This window comes from Haemophilus influenzae (assembly GCF_900475755.1).
GTDB classification, from domain to species: Bacteria; Pseudomonadota; Gammaproteobacteria; order Enterobacterales; family Pasteurellaceae; genus Haemophilus; species Haemophilus influenzae_D.
Window position 1 is genome coordinate 314,397 of the sequence record NZ_LS483411.1, and the last position, 16,954, is coordinate 331,350.

A 16,954-nucleotide genomic window follows, 5' to 3' on the forward strand; every position below is an offset into this window, starting at 1 on the left:
CCCTACTTTATAATTTGCCATCAATTTGATTATGGAAACCGTAAATAATTTGGTTACCACCAAAAGCCACTAACTCAACGGTTTTGACTTCGCCTGGTTCGAACCGTACCGCATTGCCTGAAGGCACATTTAAACGCATACCGCGTGCCAAAGTGCGGTCAAATTTAAGGGCATTATTGGTTTCAAAAAAATGGTAGTGAGAACCAACTTGAATTGGGCGGTCGCCTGAATTTGTTACTTCAATTGTCACTGTTTTTCTGCCGACATTAGCGAGAATATCGCCTTCGGCTAATTGATATTCGCCTGGGATCATATCTTTGTTCCTTGTAGGGAGGGCTTTAGCCCACCATTGATATTTTTATTTTGGTGGGCTAAAGCCCACCCTACGGTTATCTGATTGGATTATGCACGGTAACAAGTTTTGTGCCATCTGGGAAAGTTGCTTCAATTTGTACTTCGTGTACCATCTCAGCGACGCCTTCCATCACATCATCAACGGTTAAAAGTGTTGAACCATACTGCATGACTTCAGCCACACTCATTCCATCTCTTGCCGCCTCTTGTAAATGACTCGCAATATAGGCAACAGTTTCTGGATAATTTAATTTAACGCCACGTGCTTTGCGTTTTGCCGCCAATTCGCCCACGAGGAAAAGCATCAGCTTTTCTTGTTCTCTGGAAGTTAAGTGCATATTGTCATTCCTTAATTTATTTATTATGCGAAGATCAACGAATTTTACGTAAAAAATCTAAAATAGGAAAAATATTTTGTCAGAATTTTTTGTAACTCCCCTTGAAAGAAAAAAAATCTTCCTTATATAAAGACCGCACTTACAAACTCTTAAGAAGGAAATTAATTATGAATATTCGTCCTTTACACGATCGTGTAATTATTAAACGTGAAGAAGTCGAAACCCGTTCAGCTGGCGGCATCGTATTAACAGGTTCAGCCGCGACCAAATCAACCCGTGCGAAAGTATTAGCTGTGGGTAAAGGTCGTATTTTAGAAAATGGCACTGTTCAACCTTTAGATGTTAAAGTTGGCGATACCGTAATTTTCAACGACGGTTACGGCGTGAAAAGCGAAAAAATCGATGGCGAAGAAGTATTAATTATTTCTGAAAACGACATCTTAGCAATTGTAGAATAATTAGATAAGGAAAAAGAAAATGGCAGCAAAAGACGTAAAATTTGGTAATGACGCACGCGTAAAAATGCTTAAAGGCGTGAATGTATTAGCAGATGCAGTAAAAGTAACCCTTGGCCCTAAAGGTCGTAATGTAATTTTAGACAAATCATTTGGCGCACCAACTATCACTAAAGACGGCGTGTCTGTTGCTCGTGAAATCGAATTGGAAGATAAATTCGAAAATATGGGCGCACAAATGGTAAAAGAAGTAGCATCTAAAGCAAATGATGCAGCAGGCGATGGTACAACCACTGCAACTGTGCTTGCTCAAGCTATCGTAAATGAGGGATTGAAAGCAGTAGCGGCAGGCATGAACCCAATGGATTTAAAACGTGGTATTGATAAAGCAGTAAGTGCGGTTGTTTCTGAGCTTAAAAATTTATCTAAACCTTGTGAAACTGCGAAAGAAATTGAACAAGTAGGGACTATTTCTGCAAACTCTGACAGCATTGTGGGTCAATTAATTGCTCAAGCTATGGAAAAAGTGGGCAAAGAAGGCGTGATTACCGTTGAAGATGGTACGGGTCTTGAAGATGAATTAGATGTGGTTGAAGGGATGCAATTCGATCGTGGCTACCTTTCTCCATATTTCATCAACAAACCAGAAACAGCAACGGTTGAATTAGATAATCCATATCTTCTTCTTGTTGATAAAAAAATCTCTAACATTCGTGAATTACTTCCAGTGTTAGAAGGTGTTGCAAAAGCAGGTAAACCATTATTAATCATCGCTGAAGATGTGGAAGGCGAAGCACTTGCAACCTTAGTAGTGAACACGATGCGTGGTATCGTGAAAGTTGCAGCCGTGAAAGCACCAGGCTTTGGAGATCGTCGTAAAGCAATGTTACAAGATATTGCAATTTTAACAGCGGGTACAGTAATTTCTGAAGAAATCGGTATGGAGCTTGAAAAAGCGACACTTGAAGATCTTGGTCAAGCAAAACGTGTTGTTATCAATAAAGATAACACAACCATTATTGATGGTATCGGAGATGAATCTCAAATCAAAGGTCGTGTGGCTCAAATTCGCCAACAAATTGAAGAATCAACTTCTGACTACGATAAAGAAAAACTTCAAGAGCGCGTTGCTAAATTAGCAGGCGGCGTGGCAGTAATCAAAGTAGGCGCAGCAACTGAAGTTGAAATGAAAGAGAAAAAAGACCGTGTAGATGACGCATTACATGCAACTCGTGCTGCGGTTGAAGAAGGTATCGTTGCCGGTGGTGGCGTTGCATTAGTTCGCGCAGCAGCGAAAGTTGCAGCAAGCCTAAAAGGTGACAACGAAGAACAAAATGTGGGTATCAAACTTGCATTACGTGCGATGGAAGCACCTTTACGTCAAATCGTCACTAACTCAGGCGAAGAAGCATCTGTTGTGGCAAGTGCGGTTAAAAATGGCGAAGGAAACTTTGGTTATAACGCAGGTACAGAACAATACGGCGATATGATCGAAATGGGTATCTTAGATCCAACTAAAGTAACTCGTTCTGCATTACAATTCGCGGCATCCGTAGCAGGCTTAATGATTACCACTGAATGTATGGTAACTGATCTGCCAAAAGATGATAAAGCCGATTTAGGTGCTGCTGGAATGGGCGGTATGGGTGGAATGGGCGGAATGATGTAATTCGCTTATACGAGTAAAAAATCTATCCCAACAGAAAATTTGAGCTCTATATGACTTAGGGCTCAAATCTACTAAAATAAGGGATACTAATTTTAGGCTTAGAAGATATCTGTAATAGTCATAAAAACAACTATATACAAAATGATACCCTTATAAAAATAAGGGTATCTTATGCAACACTAGCTAAATTTCGATCTTTTATGCAGCTACTACATAATCACCAGAAATTTTAACCGCACTTTTAATTAATATTAGATTACTTCGCAGGAATATCGGCAAGTACTCTTGTCAATAAATCCCAATAGGTTTGTACTGTTGCGATTTCCACTTTTTCATCTGGAGAGTGAGCATTTCGGATTGTTGGCCCGATAGAAATCATTTCAATGTGTGGATAATGTTCTTTTAAAAGACCACATTCTAATCCTGCGTGAATGACTTTCACTACAGGCTCCTCGCCTAGCACTTCAGCATAATGTTTGCGAGTAACGTCTAAGATGGTTGAGTCATTTACAGGTTGCCAGCCCGGATAAGGCGCAGAAAACTCAACTTTTGCATTTGCTAAGATTGCAAGTGAGCTAAGCATTTCAGTTACATAATATTTACCGCTTTCAATTAATGAACGAACTAAAATGGTGCTTTTTACAACATTACCTTCTGTTTTCAATACGCCAACGCTTAATGAACTTTCTACAACATTTTTAACTACATCACTATTGCGGATTACGCCGTTTGGCAATACGTTGAGTGCATTAATTACCGTTTGAGTACTTTGTGCTGTGAATACTGTTGCAGATTTTTCTACAAATTCTACAAAAAGTGTGAGATTAGGTTCGGCAATGGCTAATTCTTCTTTAAGCACAACTGCGAGATTTTCTACCGCACTTTCTATGGCTTTTACATCGCCATTAAAGGCTAACACAGCCACAGCTTCTCGTGGAATTGCATTACGAATTGAGCCACCACGAATTTCAGAGAGAGTAAAGTGCGGTTGATTTTGAGAGAGTTTTGCTAATACTCGCGCTAACACTTTAATTGCATTTGCACGTCCTGTATGAATATCAACACCAGAATGGCCGCCACGTAAACCTTTAAGCGTAATTTGTACACTATGCTCAAAGGTATTGGTTTCATATTGAACTGGAATTTCAAAGTTTGCGTTAATGCCGCCCGCACAACCAATGTAAATTTCGCCAATTTCTTCGGTATCTGTATTGATTAAAATTTCAGATTGTAACCAGTTATGACGCAGGTCTTTCGCACCATCCATCCCCGTTTCTTCTGTCATTGTTAAAAGCACTTCAAGAGGTGGATGCGCTAAATCATTGCTTTCTAACACAGCTAGAGTAGAGGCTAAACCGATACCATTGTCAGATCCTAATGTTGTACCTCGCGCTTTTACCCATTCCCCGTCAATATAAGGTTGAATAGGATCTTTGGTAAAATCATGCGGGTTACCTTCATTAGCCTGTGGCACCATATCTAAGTGCGCTTGTAGCACAACAGGTGTGTGATTTTCCATTCCTTTCGTCGCGGGTTTACGAATAAGGACATTCCCCACTTCATCGCGTTCCACAAAAAAATGCTTTTCTTTCGCCCAATTTACAATAAAGTTAGCCAACGTATCTTCATAATGAGAAGGATGAGGGATTGCACAAATTTGATCAAACCATTTCCATAACAGTGAAGGTTGAAGTGTTGTAATTTCAGACATAATTGCTCCTTTTACTGAAAATATTTACGAAATAATAGCATAAAACGCCATTTCGGGTTATCCTTACGCAATTTTTTATTTCTCGATAAATTTAAACTAAGGTGCAATTATGAGCGAAAAATATGTGGTGACTTGGGATATGTTTCAAATGCATGCCCGCAAATTATCAGAACGTTTACTTCCAGCTTCCCAATGGAAAGGTATTATTGCGGTGAGTCGCGGTGGTTTGTTTCCAGCGGCTGTGTTGGCTAGAGAATTAGGTCTTCGCCATATTGAAACCGTTTGTATCGCAAGCTATCACGATCATAACAATCAGGGAGAACTACAAGTTCTGCATGCAGCCCAAGTGCCAAATGGCGGCGAAGGGTTTATCGTAGTAGATGATTTAGTTGATACGGGTAATACGGCGCGTGCAATTCGTCAAATGTACCCTAATGCAAAATTTGTCACTGTATTTGCAAAACCTGCAGGTGCGGAATTAGTAGATGATTACGTGATTGATATTCCACAAAATACTTGGATTGAGCAACCTTGGGATTTAGGTTTAACCTTTGTGCCACCTCTCTCTAGAAAATAATTTTTATACAAAAAAAGTGCGGTTAAAATAAAAGAATTTTTAACCGCACTTTCTTTCATTTTATCGTTTTTCCTAATTTTTCACGGTAAACTGGTTAAAATTTTACTCACAACAAATATCCGTATGCGACTTCTTATTTTAATCCTCCTTTCAGTATTAGTATTGTTTCAATATGATTTTTGGTTTGGCAGTAACGGTTTTTTAGATTATCGTGAAAATGCTGATAAAATTAGGGAAAACCAAGCGGAAAATGAAAAGCTATCTCAACGTAATCAGCGTATTAATGCAGAAATTCAAGGATTAACAAAAGGTTTTGAAGCGATCGAAGAACGCGCACGAATGCAACATGGCTTAGTGAAAGAAAATGAAGTGTTCTATCATATTGTAAAAGAGAGTAAATAATGGCTCGTTCAATTATTGCGGTCTTGCCTGCGGCTGGTGTTGGTTCACGGATGCAAGCGGATAAACCTAAACAATATTTAACGCTGCTTGGCAAAACACTGCTTGAACATACACTCGATGTGATGCTTTCTTATCCTGCCGTATCTAAAATTATTTTGGCTGTAAGCAAAGATGATCCTTATATTTCTACACTATCGCTCGATCCTAAAATTCAGCTAGTAGAAGGTGGCATAACACGAGCTGAATCTGTCTTAAATGGTTTAAATGCAATTGCGGAAAAAAATGCGTGGGTGCTTGTTCACGATGCTGCTCGCCCTTGTTTACAACATGCTGATATTGATAAATTGTTAGCTATTGAAGATGAACAGGGTGCAATTTTGGCAATCCCAGCAACAGATACGATTAAACGGGCGGATAATCAGCAATGTATTGTGAAAACAGAAGATCGTAGCCAGCTTTGGCAAGCAATGACACCGCAGTTTTTCCCAGTAGATATATTAAGAGATGCGCTTTCCACAGGAATTCAACGAGGTGCGAATATAACAGATGAAGCATCAGCAATGGAACTGGCAGGATTTCGACCGCACTTGGTGGCTGGGCGTAGCGATAATTTAAAAGTGACTCGTCCAGAAGATTTAGCATTAGCAGAATTTTATTTAACAAGGAATAAATTATGATCAGAATTGGACACGGCTTTGATGTTCACGCTTTTGGCGAAGATCGTCCATTAATTATTGGTGGTGTAGAAGTGCCTTATCACACTGGCTTTATTGCGCACTCTGATGGCGATGTAGCACTACACGCATTAACTGATGCAATCTTAGGAGCTGCAGCTTTAGGCGATATTGGAAAACTTTTCCCAGATACCGATATGCAATATAAAAATGCGGATAGTCGAGGCTTACTGCGTGAAGCGTTTCGTCAAGTACAAGAAATAGGATATAAAATAGGTAATGTTGATGTTACCATCATCGCTCAAGCACCTAAAATGCGCCCACATATTGATGCAATGCGTGCCAAAATAGCTGAAGATCTCCAATGCGATATTGAGCAAGTTAATGTAAAAGCAACGACTACCGAAAAATTAGGCTTTACAGGAAGACAAGAAGGCATTGCTTGTGAAGCCGTTGCTCTTTTAATCCGACAATAATTTACTATTCTTATATTCTTAAAAGTGCGGTGAAATTTGAAAAGAATTTCATCGCATTTTTATTAGTGAAATAATAAGCGATTGCTCGCTATTATTAAGTGGTCATTGGTGAAAGGAAACGCCCATTTATAGGTGAGGGAGCAATGGAGGGCTTCAGTCCGCTTTTTGCTTACCAACCTTGTTGTTAGGTAATATGTGGTTCATTATTAATTGATGGAATTTATACGTTTTAATAAGAATATTCCATTAACTAAACCATTTAATAAACAAATGTAAAACAGCGAGCTTATTGCCAAATTCGATTTTCTTGTTATACATTTAACCAAAACGTCACAGGCCCATCATTTGTTAAGCTCACTTGCATATCCGCTGCAAATTGCCCTGTTGAAACAGGTAATTTCTCACCGCACTTTTGGATAAAATATTCATATAATTCATTAGCCAATGCTGGGGACGCACCTTTTGAAAAACTCGGGCGTAGACCTTTTTGTGTATCCGCCGCTAATGTAAATTGCGAAACGATAAGTAATTCCCCTTGTACTTGTTGAACATTTAAATTCATTTTGTCATTTTCATCACTGAAAATTCGATAATTAAGCACTTTTTCAGCAAGTTTATCCGCTTTTTCTTGGTTATCTTCTTTTTCTACACCAAGTAAAACCAATAACCCCTTTCCGATTTGCCCTATTGTTTCGCCATTTACATCCACTTTTGCTTGAGACACACGCTGAATTAGGGCAATCATTTCAATCCCTCAATAAAACTCGGTAACCATTCTTCAGCATAACTTTCTTGATCATCCACGTTTAACACGTCAATTTTTAAAGTCTCACAAATTTTGACCGCACTTTTTGCTTGAAGTGTTTGCTCCACTTGTTCCGCAGCATAGCAGAAAGTATCATAATCAGAATTACCTAACCCAACGACCCCAAAACGAACATCTGAAAAATCCTTTTGGCTATTCGCTAATTCATCAAATAGAGGTTTTAAATTGTCTGGTAATTCGCCTGCACCGTGCGTTGAAGTGACAATCAGCCAAATTTTCTCGTTTTCAATGTCAGATAAATTTGGTCCGTGAAAAAGTGCGGTGGAAAAACCTTGAGTTTCTAAAACATCGTTTAAATGCTCGGCAACATATTCCGCCCCACCTAAAGTGCTGCCTGAAAGAATACAAATGTGCATTTTATTATCCTATATTTATTTTCTTTTCAAAGAGAAAAGAAAATTATTGAAATGATTAAAATAAAAAGGCTTAGAAAATCTAAGCCTTTTACTACGATTAAACGTTATCAAACTTACCAAGTAATGAACGAATATGCTCTTGCCAATTACGATGTTCGTTTTTCAACTGTTCATTTTCAGTTTGTAAGTTTTCAATATTTCTTTGAGATTCTGCGTTTTTCTCTTTTAATTCTTCAACTTCTAATTGAAGTAATTGGATAGTTTCTACCGCTTGTTTAATTTTTTCTTCAAGCTGGTCTAAAATTTCTAAAGACATAATGATTTCCTTTTAAATATGGGTAAGTTTAGGGGTATTTTACCCAGTAAATTTACCTTTTTAAAGCATTGAATAAAAATTTATTATGCAAACGATTACTCAGTGATAGAATGATGTTATTTTTGCCATAATCTTGAAAAATAAGCAGAAGGAGAATAATAATGAATCGAGCATTAGCCATTGAATTTTCACGAGTGACGGAAGCAGCCGCTCTAGCAGCTTACACGTGGCTTGGTCGAGGAGATAAAAATGCGGCAGACGATGCAGCGGTAAAAGCGATGCGTTATATGCTGAATTTGATCCATATGGACGCTGAAATCGTTATAGGTGAAGGCGAAATTGATGAAGCCCCAATGCTTTATATTGGCGAAAAAGTCGGCTCTGGCTTAGGGGAATTAGTTTCTATCGCAGTAGATCCTATTGATGGCACACGTATGACCGCAATGGGGCAATCTAATGCCATTTCTGTCTTGGCTGCAGGTGGCAAAAATACCTTTTTAAAAGCACCAGATATGTATATGGAAAAATTAGTGGTGGGTTCAAATGTAAAAGGCATAATTGATTTAAATTTACCACTGGAACAAAATCTTCGCCGCATCGCATCTAAACTAGGAAAATCCCTTTCTGACCTTACCGTAATGGTATTAGCAAAGCCACGTCACGATGCCGTAATTAAACAAATACATAACTTGGGCGTGAAAGTATTGGCAATTCCTGATGGCGATGTAGCAGGTTCTGTACTTTGCTGCTTACCTGATGCTGAAGTCGATCTTCTTTATGGAATTGGTGGTGCGCCAGAAGGTGTGGCAGCTGCTGCAGCCATTCGAGCATTAGGTGGCGATATGCAAGCGCGGTTAATCCCACGCAATGAAGTAAAAGGCGACACCGAAGAAAATAAAAAAATTGCAGCTAATGAAATTCAGCGTTGTGCAGCACTGGGCGTAAAAGTGAATGAAGTGTTAAAACTGGAAGATCTTGTGCGTGATGACAATCTTGTATTTACAGCAACGGGCATTACCAATGGCGATTTGCTTAAAGGTATCTCCCGCAAAGGCAATTTAGCCAATACTGAAACCATTTTAATTCAAGGAAAATCCCGCACAATTCGTAAAATTCAATCCATTCATTATTTGGATGACCTTTATAAAATTTTGAATATTTAGCTCAAGCAAACAACATTTCAATTAATTTAATCTGCTCTCCAAAAAGCTGAACAAATGACTTACTAAACAGGGAGCAGATTTTAAAATGTCATTTTTAAATAATTAAATCATTTTTTCTCAAAAAAATATCAAAAAAGATATTCTAAAAACAAATATATTCATATATGATATAAAAAATATTTTATTAAAAGAAAAGTATCAAATATGAATAACCTTAGTACGCAATTAGAAAATCAAATTGATGAATTAAAAAAGCTTCAGCAAGCTGTTATTGCCTATGAGCAAGCACAGAGACAACAGCTTTACGCAGGAAAAATTACCGATCTCAAAGCCTTTGGAAAAATGCTCAATGATAAGCGTAAATCACTTGGTATTGAGCTTAGTATGCTAGAACTGCAAACTGGCGTGTCTATTTCTACCTTGAATCGCTTATTTCAAGATCCAAGCCAAGTTCGATTTACAACCGTGTTTCTTGTTGCTCAAACATTAGGGGTTTCACTATGCGCGATTTAGTCCGCTCGGGAAAAGTATTTCTCTACGCTGAATATATCGGCGATGATTTTGTCGAGTTTGGGGAAAATATTGGATTAAATAAAAATGTGATTATTCAAAAATTAATACCTGAAATTACACAAGAAAAGGAAAAGGTGGAGCAGATTTATTCACAATCCTTTATGCCGCAACCGCATATTGATTGCGTACTGAAAACTTATCGCAAGCGTTTAGCGTTACTTAACGTATTAAATGAACCTGAACTATAAAATCTAAAGGGAATATTTACCGCACTTTTTCCCTCCAACAAAAAAAATCGCACCTTACCAGTGCGATTTTTTCTTATATTAATTTAGGACATTCTGCCGTTTTCTATGCCAATCACTTGATCGCAAATTGCCATGGTGGATTGGCGGTGGCTGACGAGAATAATCAATTTTTCCGCTTTAACATTGAGTAATGATTTCAAAATCATTGCTTCGTTTAAGCTATCCAAATTGCTAGTTGGTTCATCAAGTAAAATAATCGGTGCATTATGTAAAAATGCTCGTGCAATACCGATACGTTGTTTTTCTCCGTCAGAGAGATTGCCACCCAATTCCGTCATTTTTGTTTGATAGCCTTGTGGCAAACTCAAAATAAAATCATGAATTGAGGCTTTCTTCGCCGCTTCCATAATTTCTTCTAAGGTTGCATCACGGCGTGCAAGGCAAATATTTTCCTCAATAGTTTCGTTGAAAATATAGGTTTGCTGAGTAATGTATGCCATATTGTCACGCAAGCTACGAGTGTTAATATTCGGTAAAGTTTCGCCGTTAATTTTAATGCTACCTGATTTAGGATCGTAAAAACGCATCATCAATTTCAACAAGGTACTTTTACCGCTGCCGCTTCTGCCGTGAATACCTAAAATTTCGCCTTTTTTCACAGATAAGCTGACATCCGATAAAATTTGTTCTTCGACGTAAGCGAAGTTTAAGTTCTCGACATCAATGTGAGAAACCTCTTTTAAATCCACCGCACTTTCTACGTCTTTTAACTCTGGCTCTTCCGCTAATAAACTTAATACTCGTTCGCCAGAAGCCAAAGTTTGTAATAAGTTGCTTGAAAGGTTACTTAAGGCGATAACTGGCCCATAGCTCGACATTAATAAAATCACGCCAATTAAAAAGGCAGCAAAATCAATTTTATCTAAGCTAAACAAAATTAAGCCAGTAAACAGCATAATAATGTTGAAAACAGATACTGCCACTTCAGTATAAACACGTACTTTTGCTTCTTGGTCTTTAATACGTTCAAAAGCTGTATCGATTTTTTGGCTGCGTTGTTGAATTTCATCTAAGCGTTGTTTTGCATAACCAAAAAGCTGAATTTCTTTCATACCACGCACGCTGTCGAGGAAGAAATCATTCATTTCGCCCACTAATTCACGATAACGTCTGCCATCTTCACGTGCCAATTTGGTCGTGATAATCGGTAGGATTACGCCCACTGTTAAATACGCCGCCAATGCCACAAGCACAAACCAACCTGAAAGATGAGCAAAAACCAACAATAAAATCGCAGAGGTAAAGAACGCAATCATAATTGGTGCAATGGTGTGTGCATAAAATACTTCGAGCAATTCAATATCATTGGTTACTAATGACACTAATTGCCCTGCTTGTTTATCTTGCAACTTCACAAAAGCCAAACGACGCAAAGAAGAAAACACTTTGTCACGCAATAATGCGAGTAATTTAAAAGCAATATAATGCCCAGACATTTGCTCTAAATAACGCAATGCACCACGAGCCACCGCCAATACGATAAGTGCGGTCAAAATGCCAGAAAAACTTAAATGGGTGTCAAAGTTTAAGAGATTTACTAACCCCATCGCCCCCAGCGCCATAATAAAGATGGCAGCCAGAAAACCGAGCGTCCCCATAGTAATGGTAAACGCCATAATGTGCGCCAGTGGTGTCACTAATTTCAACAAATGCCCCATTACAACAAAACCATTTTTACGCATTTGCCACCTCTCTAATTTGTTCTAAATCTTTTTGTTGTTGGAACATTTCAGCATACGCACCTTGTTTTGCCATTAAAGTTTCGTGTGTGCCTTGCTCAATCAATTTGCCTTGGTCAAGTACGTTAATACAGTCGGCATTTACCGCATTTGCCAAGCGGTGAGAAATCATCACAATGGTTTTTTGTTGTTTAAATTGTTGAATAAACTGCAAAATAATTTCTTCGCTTTCCACATCAATATTACTGGTCGCTTCATCAAAAATATAAAGCTCGGCATTGTGTAATAAAGCACGCGCTAAAGCTAAACGTTGAATTTGACCGCCCGATAAATTTGTGCCACGGCTTAATAGCTGCATATCTAAGCCGCCATTTTCGCGTACAAATTGGGCGAGATTCACTTGTTCTAAACAAGCATAAATTTGCTCGTCTGTTGCATCAATTTTCGCCATCGTCATATTTTCACGCAGTGTGCCTTTAAACACATAACTGCTGTGGCTTACTAATGATACTTTTTGATAGAAAGAAGTGCGGTCTATATTGAGGGCGTTTTGTCCATTAAACAAAATCTCACCTTGTTGCGCTTGATTAAAGCCCATCAACAACGAAACTAAGGTCGATTTACCGCAACCACTTTTACCCACAAATACCGTAAGCTGATTTGGTAAGATACTCAAATCTAAACCTGTAATTGCTGGTTTTTCTTCACTATAAGAAAAATGCAGATCTTTAATTTCCACTTGAACGTTATTTTTTGCTTCAAAATCCACCGCACTTTGTTGTGTTTCCACTGGCGTATCAAGTAATGTGAAAATCTTATCTGAAGCCGCTTTGCCATTCATCGCCACATGGAAGAATGAACCAAGCAAACGAAGGGGAATAAAGAACTCGGAGGAAAGTAGAATAAATAAAATCACGCCTAACACGCTGAGTTGTGCATTTTGGAATTGCAATAGTGCGGTTAAAATCCCGATAGCTGCGCCACCATAAGCGAGTAAATCCATCAGTGATACCGAGTTAAGCTGCATAGTAAGTACTTTCATGGTAATTTTGCGGAAATGCTCAGCCTCTTTATCCATCGCTTTCGCTTTATAAGCGTCGTCTTGATAGATTTTTAGCGTAATTAAACCTTGTAAGTTATCTAAAAAGCTGCTGCCTAATCCCACATAAATCGACCAATATTTTGCCAAGAGTTTTTTCGCGATTTTATTTACTGCGATAATCGACATTGGGATAAGCGGCACGCAAATCAACAAAATCACGGCAGTTTTAAAACTGAAAAAAATCAAGAAAGCAAAGAGGGTAAGCGGTGCAAGCAAGCTATAAAAAAGCTGCGGCAAATAACGCCCAAAATAGATTTCAAGCTGTTCCACACCTTCTGATGCCACTTGAATAATGCTTGAGGTGGATTGCTGGTTCACTTGGTTAAGCGGCATAGAAGCCAATTTACGATAAATAAGGCTACGCAATTCATGCTTCACTTTTGTGCTGGCAAAATAAGACGCCTGCACCGATTTTTTCCCTGCAAAAGCACGCAATGCCAATGCTGCAATCAAAACGATGCCAAAAATGACCGCACTTAACAGGCTTAATTCGTGAAAATAAGCCGCCTGTAAAATATAAGAAAACACGACGGCACTAATAATCCCGCCAACTAACGCCACCCAATTCCACAACACCGTGACGCCAATCCATTTTTTGCTATCAGCCACCGTGTTAATTAGGCGTTTATCTATCATCATAATGATTACTCCTAAAATAAAAAGAAGTACGCATAGAAAGAATTATGCGTACTTAATGTAGGGTGGGCTTTAGCCCACCAAAATATCTCACGATTGTTTGATGGTGGGCTGAAGCCCACCCTACAATTACTAATATCAACAATCAACGGCTCGCATTATAGGAAACAAGCTCGTTTAAATACAGAAAATAATGAGAATAGTTTTTATTTCTTGATTTTGATCAAAAATACACTTTTAGTATTGTGAGAGAATGCTTTTTTCTATAATATATTTGAGAATTATTATTATTTTTTTATGGGATTAAATATGACCAATTTTAGATTAAACCTACTTGCCTATTCCGTTATGCTTGGGCTAACGGCAAGTGTTGCTTATGCTGAACCAACCAACCAACCAACCAACCAACCAACCAACCAACCAACCAACCAACCAACCAACCAACCAACCAAAATAGTAATGTTTCTGAACAACTAGAGCAAATTAATGTATCTGGTTCTACCGAAAATAGTGATACAAAAACACCGCCAAAAATTGCCGAGACGGTAAAAACAGCTAAAACGCTGGAAAGAGAACAAGCAAACAATATTAAAGACATCGTTAAATACGAAACGGGCGTTACTGTTGTTGAAGCTGGGCGTTTTGGGCAAAGCGGTTTTGCCATTCGTGGTGTAGATGAAAATCGTGTAGCGATTAATATTGATGGATTACGTCAAGCTGAAACATTATCTTCTCAAGGCTTTAAAGAGCTTTTTGAGGGTTATGGTAACTTCAATAACACGCGTAATGGTGCAGAAATTGAAACTTTAAAAGAAGTAAATATTACAAAAGGGGCAAATTCAATCAAAAGTGGTAGTGGTTCCTTAGGTGGATCTGTAATTTATAAAACAAAAGATGCGAGAGATTATCTCATAAACAAGGATTACTATGTAAGCTACAAAAAGGGATACGCTACGGAAAATAATCAATCATTCAATACCCTTACTCTTGCAGGACGTTATAAAAAGTTCGATGTGCTAGTGGTTACAACAAGCAGAAATGGACATGAACTTGAGAACTATGGTTATAAAAATTATAACGATAAAATTCAAGGTAAACGCAGAGAAAAAGCAGATCCATATAAAATTGAACAAGACAGTACATTATTAAAATTATCTTTCAATCCTACAGAAAATCATCGTTTTACCTTTGCCGCTGATTTATATGAACATCGTTCTCGTGGGCAAGATTTATCCTATACATTAAAATATCAACGTAGTGGTAATGAAACCCCTGAAGTTGAATCTAGACACACCAATGATAAAACAAAGAGACGTAATATTTCATTTAGTTATGAAAATTTCTCTCAAACTCCATTTTGGGATACATTAAAAATCACTTATTCTGATCAACGTATTAAAACTCGTGCACGCACAGATGAGTATTGTGATGCTGGTGTCAGACATTGTCAGGGAACAGAAAATCCTACGGGACTAAAATTAACAGATGGGAAAATAACACGTCGAGATGGTTCACCACTTGAATTTAAAAAAATTGACGAAACTGGAAAATATGACTTCAATAAATTTATTGATACTGATAAGAAAGAAATAGAAGGTAAACTAACCCTAGGAAACGCCGGTGACACTTGGTATGATTGTTCACTATTTGATTGTGAAAATAAAACAAAAATGAAAGTTTTTGAAGGTGAAAAATCTTATGGCCATAAAGGAACATGGAAAGAAGTTGAACTTGAAAAAAAAGACTTAAATGGCAAAACATTCGCTAGAATAAAGGATAAGGATAATAAGAATTATAATTATGGTAAAATAAAATCTATTCTTCCCTCATCTCCGGGTTATTTAGAACGCCTCTGGCAAGAGAGAGATTTAGACACCAACACCCAACAATTAAATTTAGATTTAACCAAAGACTTCAAAACTTGGCGTGTTGAACATAATCTACAATATGGTAGCTCATATAATACAACGATGAAGCGAATGGTTAATCGTGCTGGTAATGATGCTTCTGATGTTCAATGGTGGGCGAAAAGAACATTAGGGACGAGATATGATTATTTTAAAAGTCAAGAAATTGTAGAAACTTGTGCAACTACTTCTGGGTGGAATGCCTTTCTTTGCCCTCGAGTTGATCCTGAATTTTCTTACTTATTACCCATTAAAACAAAAGAAAAATTAGTCTATCTCTTTGATAATGTTGTTATAACTGATTATTTATCATTTGATTTAGGTTATCGTTATGACAATATCCATTATCAACCAAAATATAAACACGGCGTTACACCGAAATTACCTGATGATATTGTGAAAGGATTATTTATTCCATTACCTAAAGGTTCGCCATGTTATTACTGTACGGGTGGATATTCTTCGCCTGATGAGAATCAGATAAAACAGAATGTTATAGATAACATAAATTATATTGCAAGCCAAAAGAAAAAATATAAAGCACATTCTTACAGTTTTGCTTCAACGATTGATCCAACGAGTTTTCTTCGTTTACAACTAAAATATTCAAAAGGTTTTAGAGCACCAACTTCAGATGAAATGTATTTCACCTTTAAACACCCTGATTTCACTATTTTGCCAAATACTAATCTAAAACCAGAGATAGCAAAAACAAAAGAAATTGCTTTTACATTACATAATGATGATTGGGGTTTTATCTCGACAAGTCTATTTAAAACCAACTATAAAAACTTTATCGACCTAATATTTAAAGGAGAACAAGATTTTGCAGTAGGCGGTGGTGGAGGTCGCTCATTATCATTTTCTCTTTATCAAAATATTAATAGAGATAGTGCGGTAGTAAAAGGAATAGAAATTAATTCCAAAGTATTCCTTGGTAAAATGGCAAAATTTATGGATGGATTTAACCTAAGCTATAAATATACCTATCAAAAAGGAAGAATGGATGGCAATATTCCTATGAATGCAATTCAGCCTAAAACGATGGTGTATGGCTTAGGCTATGACCACCCAAGCCAAAAATTTGGATTTAATTTCTACACTACCCACGTAGCCACTAAAAATCCAGAAGATACTTATGATATTTATGCGAAAGATAAAAAACAAATGAACACTAGCATAAAATGGCGCAGTAAATCTTATACTATTCTAGATTTAATTGGATATGTGCAACCAATTAAAAACTTAACCATAAGAGCTGGCGTATATAATCTTACAAACCGTAAATATATTACTTGGGATTCTGCGCGTTCAATTCGTTCATTTGGAACAAGTAATGTTATAGAACAATCAACAGGATTAGGCATTAACCGTTTCTACGCACCAGGTAGAAATTATAAGATGTCAGTGCAGTTTGAGTTTTAAACCTGTCTAAAATCAAAAGTGCGGTAAATTTTTACCGCACTTTTTCTTGAGAAAGAATCTACCTTTT

At 37.5% G+C, this 16,954-nt stretch carries 16 protein-coding genes and 2 pseudogenes; 10 read left to right on the top strand and 8 right to left on the bottom strand.

Annotated features, from left to right (window positions below; translation table 11 throughout):
* Window positions 1-7 precede the first annotated feature (7 nt).
* Complete coding sequence (gene ureB, locus DQN24_RS01550) at window positions 8-313, bottom strand: urease subunit beta (protein WP_021034591.1); 306 nt, start codon at window positions 311-313, stop codon at window positions 8-10.
* A gap of 76 nt (window positions 314-389) precedes the next feature.
* Complete coding sequence (gene ureA, locus DQN24_RS01555) at window positions 390-692, bottom strand: urease subunit gamma (protein ID WP_111695300.1); 303 nt, start codon at window positions 690-692, stop codon at window positions 390-392.
* 167 nt (window positions 693-859) lie between these two features.
* Here ureA and DQN24_RS01560 point away from each other — a divergent pair, with 167 nt between their 5' ends.
* A complete protein-coding gene (locus DQN24_RS01560) occupies window positions 860-1,150 on the top strand; it encodes a co-chaperone GroES (RefSeq protein ID WP_005629492.1) in 291 nt (96 codons plus the stop codon).
* 19 nt (window positions 1,151-1,169) lie between these two features.
* Complete coding sequence (gene groL / locus DQN24_RS01565; protein WP_021034589.1) at window positions 1,170-2,816, top strand: chaperonin GroEL; 1,647 nt, start codon at window positions 1,170-1,172, stop codon at window positions 2,814-2,816.
* A 256-nt stretch (window positions 2,817-3,072) separates the two neighbouring features.
* Here the strand turns inward: groL and DQN24_RS01570 are convergent, their stop codons facing one another.
* Window positions 3,073-4,527 (bottom strand): aminoacyl-histidine dipeptidase, encoded by a 1,455-nt coding sequence (locus tag DQN24_RS01570; protein ID WP_111695301.1) that lies wholly within the window; start codon window positions 4,525-4,527, stop codon window positions 3,073-3,075.
* A gap of 109 nt (window positions 4,528-4,636) precedes the next feature.
* Between DQN24_RS01570 and gpt the strand changes: the two genes are divergently transcribed.
* The 4 genes from gpt to ispF all read left to right on the top strand — a co-directional run bounded on the left by gpt (window position 4,637) and on the right by ispF (window position 6,656).
* A complete protein-coding gene (gene gpt, locus DQN24_RS01575) occupies window positions 4,637-5,104 on the top strand; it encodes a xanthine phosphoribosyltransferase (RefSeq protein ID WP_005632242.1) in 468 nt (155 codons plus the stop codon).
* A gap of 123 nt (window positions 5,105-5,227) precedes the next feature.
* Window positions 5,228-5,506, top strand: a complete 279-nt coding sequence (gene ftsB, locus DQN24_RS01580; protein ID WP_005692412.1) for a cell division protein FtsB — start codon at window positions 5,228-5,230, stop codon at window positions 5,504-5,506.
* Complete coding sequence (gene ispD / locus DQN24_RS01585; RefSeq protein ID WP_111695302.1) at window positions 5,506-6,183, top strand: 2-C-methyl-D-erythritol 4-phosphate cytidylyltransferase; 678 nt, start codon at window positions 5,506-5,508, stop codon at window positions 6,181-6,183. Before ftsB ends, ispD begins: the two co-directional genes overlap by 1 nt.
* The gene (gene ispF / locus DQN24_RS01590; protein ID WP_048942806.1) at window positions 6,180-6,656 is read left to right on the top strand and encodes a 2-C-methyl-D-erythritol 2,4-cyclodiphosphate synthase; all 477 of its coding nucleotides are present in this window, start codon (window positions 6,180-6,182) and stop codon (window positions 6,654-6,656) included. Before ispD ends, ispF begins: the two co-directional genes overlap by 4 nt.
* A 310-nt stretch (window positions 6,657-6,966) precedes the next feature.
* Here the strand turns inward: ispF and dtd are convergent, their stop codons facing one another.
* The 3 genes from dtd to DQN24_RS01605 form a co-directional block, all read right to left on the bottom strand.
* Window positions 6,967-7,401 (bottom strand): D-aminoacyl-tRNA deacylase, encoded by a 435-nt coding sequence (dtd, locus tag DQN24_RS01595; protein WP_021034583.1) that lies wholly within the window; start codon window positions 7,399-7,401, stop codon window positions 6,967-6,969.
* On the bottom strand, window positions 7,398-7,838 hold the full coding sequence (gene mioC / locus DQN24_RS01600) for an FMN-binding protein MioC (RefSeq protein ID WP_005665669.1): 441 nt from the start codon (window positions 7,836-7,838) through the stop codon (window positions 7,398-7,400). The genes dtd and mioC overlap by 4 nt, the downstream gene beginning before the upstream one ends.
* A gap of 97 nt (window positions 7,839-7,935) precedes the next feature.
* Entirely contained in the window at window positions 7,936-8,154 is a 219-nt protein-coding gene (locus DQN24_RS01605) for a cell division protein ZapB (protein WP_005650820.1), read from the bottom strand.
* 161 nt (window positions 8,155-8,315) lie between these two features.
* Here DQN24_RS01605 and glpX point away from each other — a divergent pair, with 161 nt between their 5' ends.
* The 3 genes and pseudogenes from glpX to DQN24_RS01620 form a co-directional block, all read left to right on the top strand.
* Window positions 8,316-9,317 carry a class II fructose-bisphosphatase gene (gene glpX, locus DQN24_RS01610; protein ID WP_111695303.1) on the top strand — a complete coding sequence of 334 codons (1,002 nt, stop codon included), beginning with the start codon at window positions 8,316-8,318 and terminating at the stop codon, window positions 9,315-9,317.
* A 204-nt stretch (window positions 9,318-9,521) separates the two neighbouring features.
* Complete coding sequence (locus DQN24_RS01615; protein WP_005658984.1) at window positions 9,522-9,830, top strand: helix-turn-helix domain-containing protein; 309 nt, start codon at window positions 9,522-9,524, stop codon at window positions 9,828-9,830.
* Window positions 9,831-9,853: 23 nt separating this feature from the next.
* A pseudogene (locus DQN24_RS01620) lies at window positions 9,854-10,078 on the top strand (type II toxin-antitoxin system HipA family toxin); the annotation flags it as partial.
* Window positions 10,079-10,161: 83 nt separating this feature from the next.
* Here the strand turns inward: DQN24_RS01620 and DQN24_RS01625 are convergent.
* Together DQN24_RS01625 and DQN24_RS01630 are read right to left on the bottom strand one after the other, a co-directional pair.
* The gene (locus tag DQN24_RS01625) at window positions 10,162-11,820 is read right to left on the bottom strand and encodes an amino acid ABC transporter ATP-binding/permease protein (protein WP_111695304.1); all 1,659 of its coding nucleotides are present in this window, start codon (window positions 11,818-11,820) and stop codon (window positions 10,162-10,164) included.
* Window positions 11,813-13,558 (bottom strand): ABC transporter ATP-binding protein/permease, encoded by a 1,746-nt coding sequence (locus DQN24_RS01630; RefSeq protein WP_111695305.1) that lies wholly within the window; start codon window positions 13,556-13,558, stop codon window positions 11,813-11,815. The genes DQN24_RS01625 and DQN24_RS01630 overlap by 8 nt, the downstream gene beginning before the upstream one ends.
* 306 nt (window positions 13,559-13,864) lie before the next feature.
* Here DQN24_RS01630 and DQN24_RS01640 point away from each other — a divergent pair.
* A pseudogene (locus DQN24_RS01640) lies at window positions 13,865-16,887 on the top strand (TonB-dependent hemoglobin/transferrin/lactoferrin family receptor).
* The last annotated feature ends 67 nt before the right edge of the window (window positions 16,888-16,954 follow it).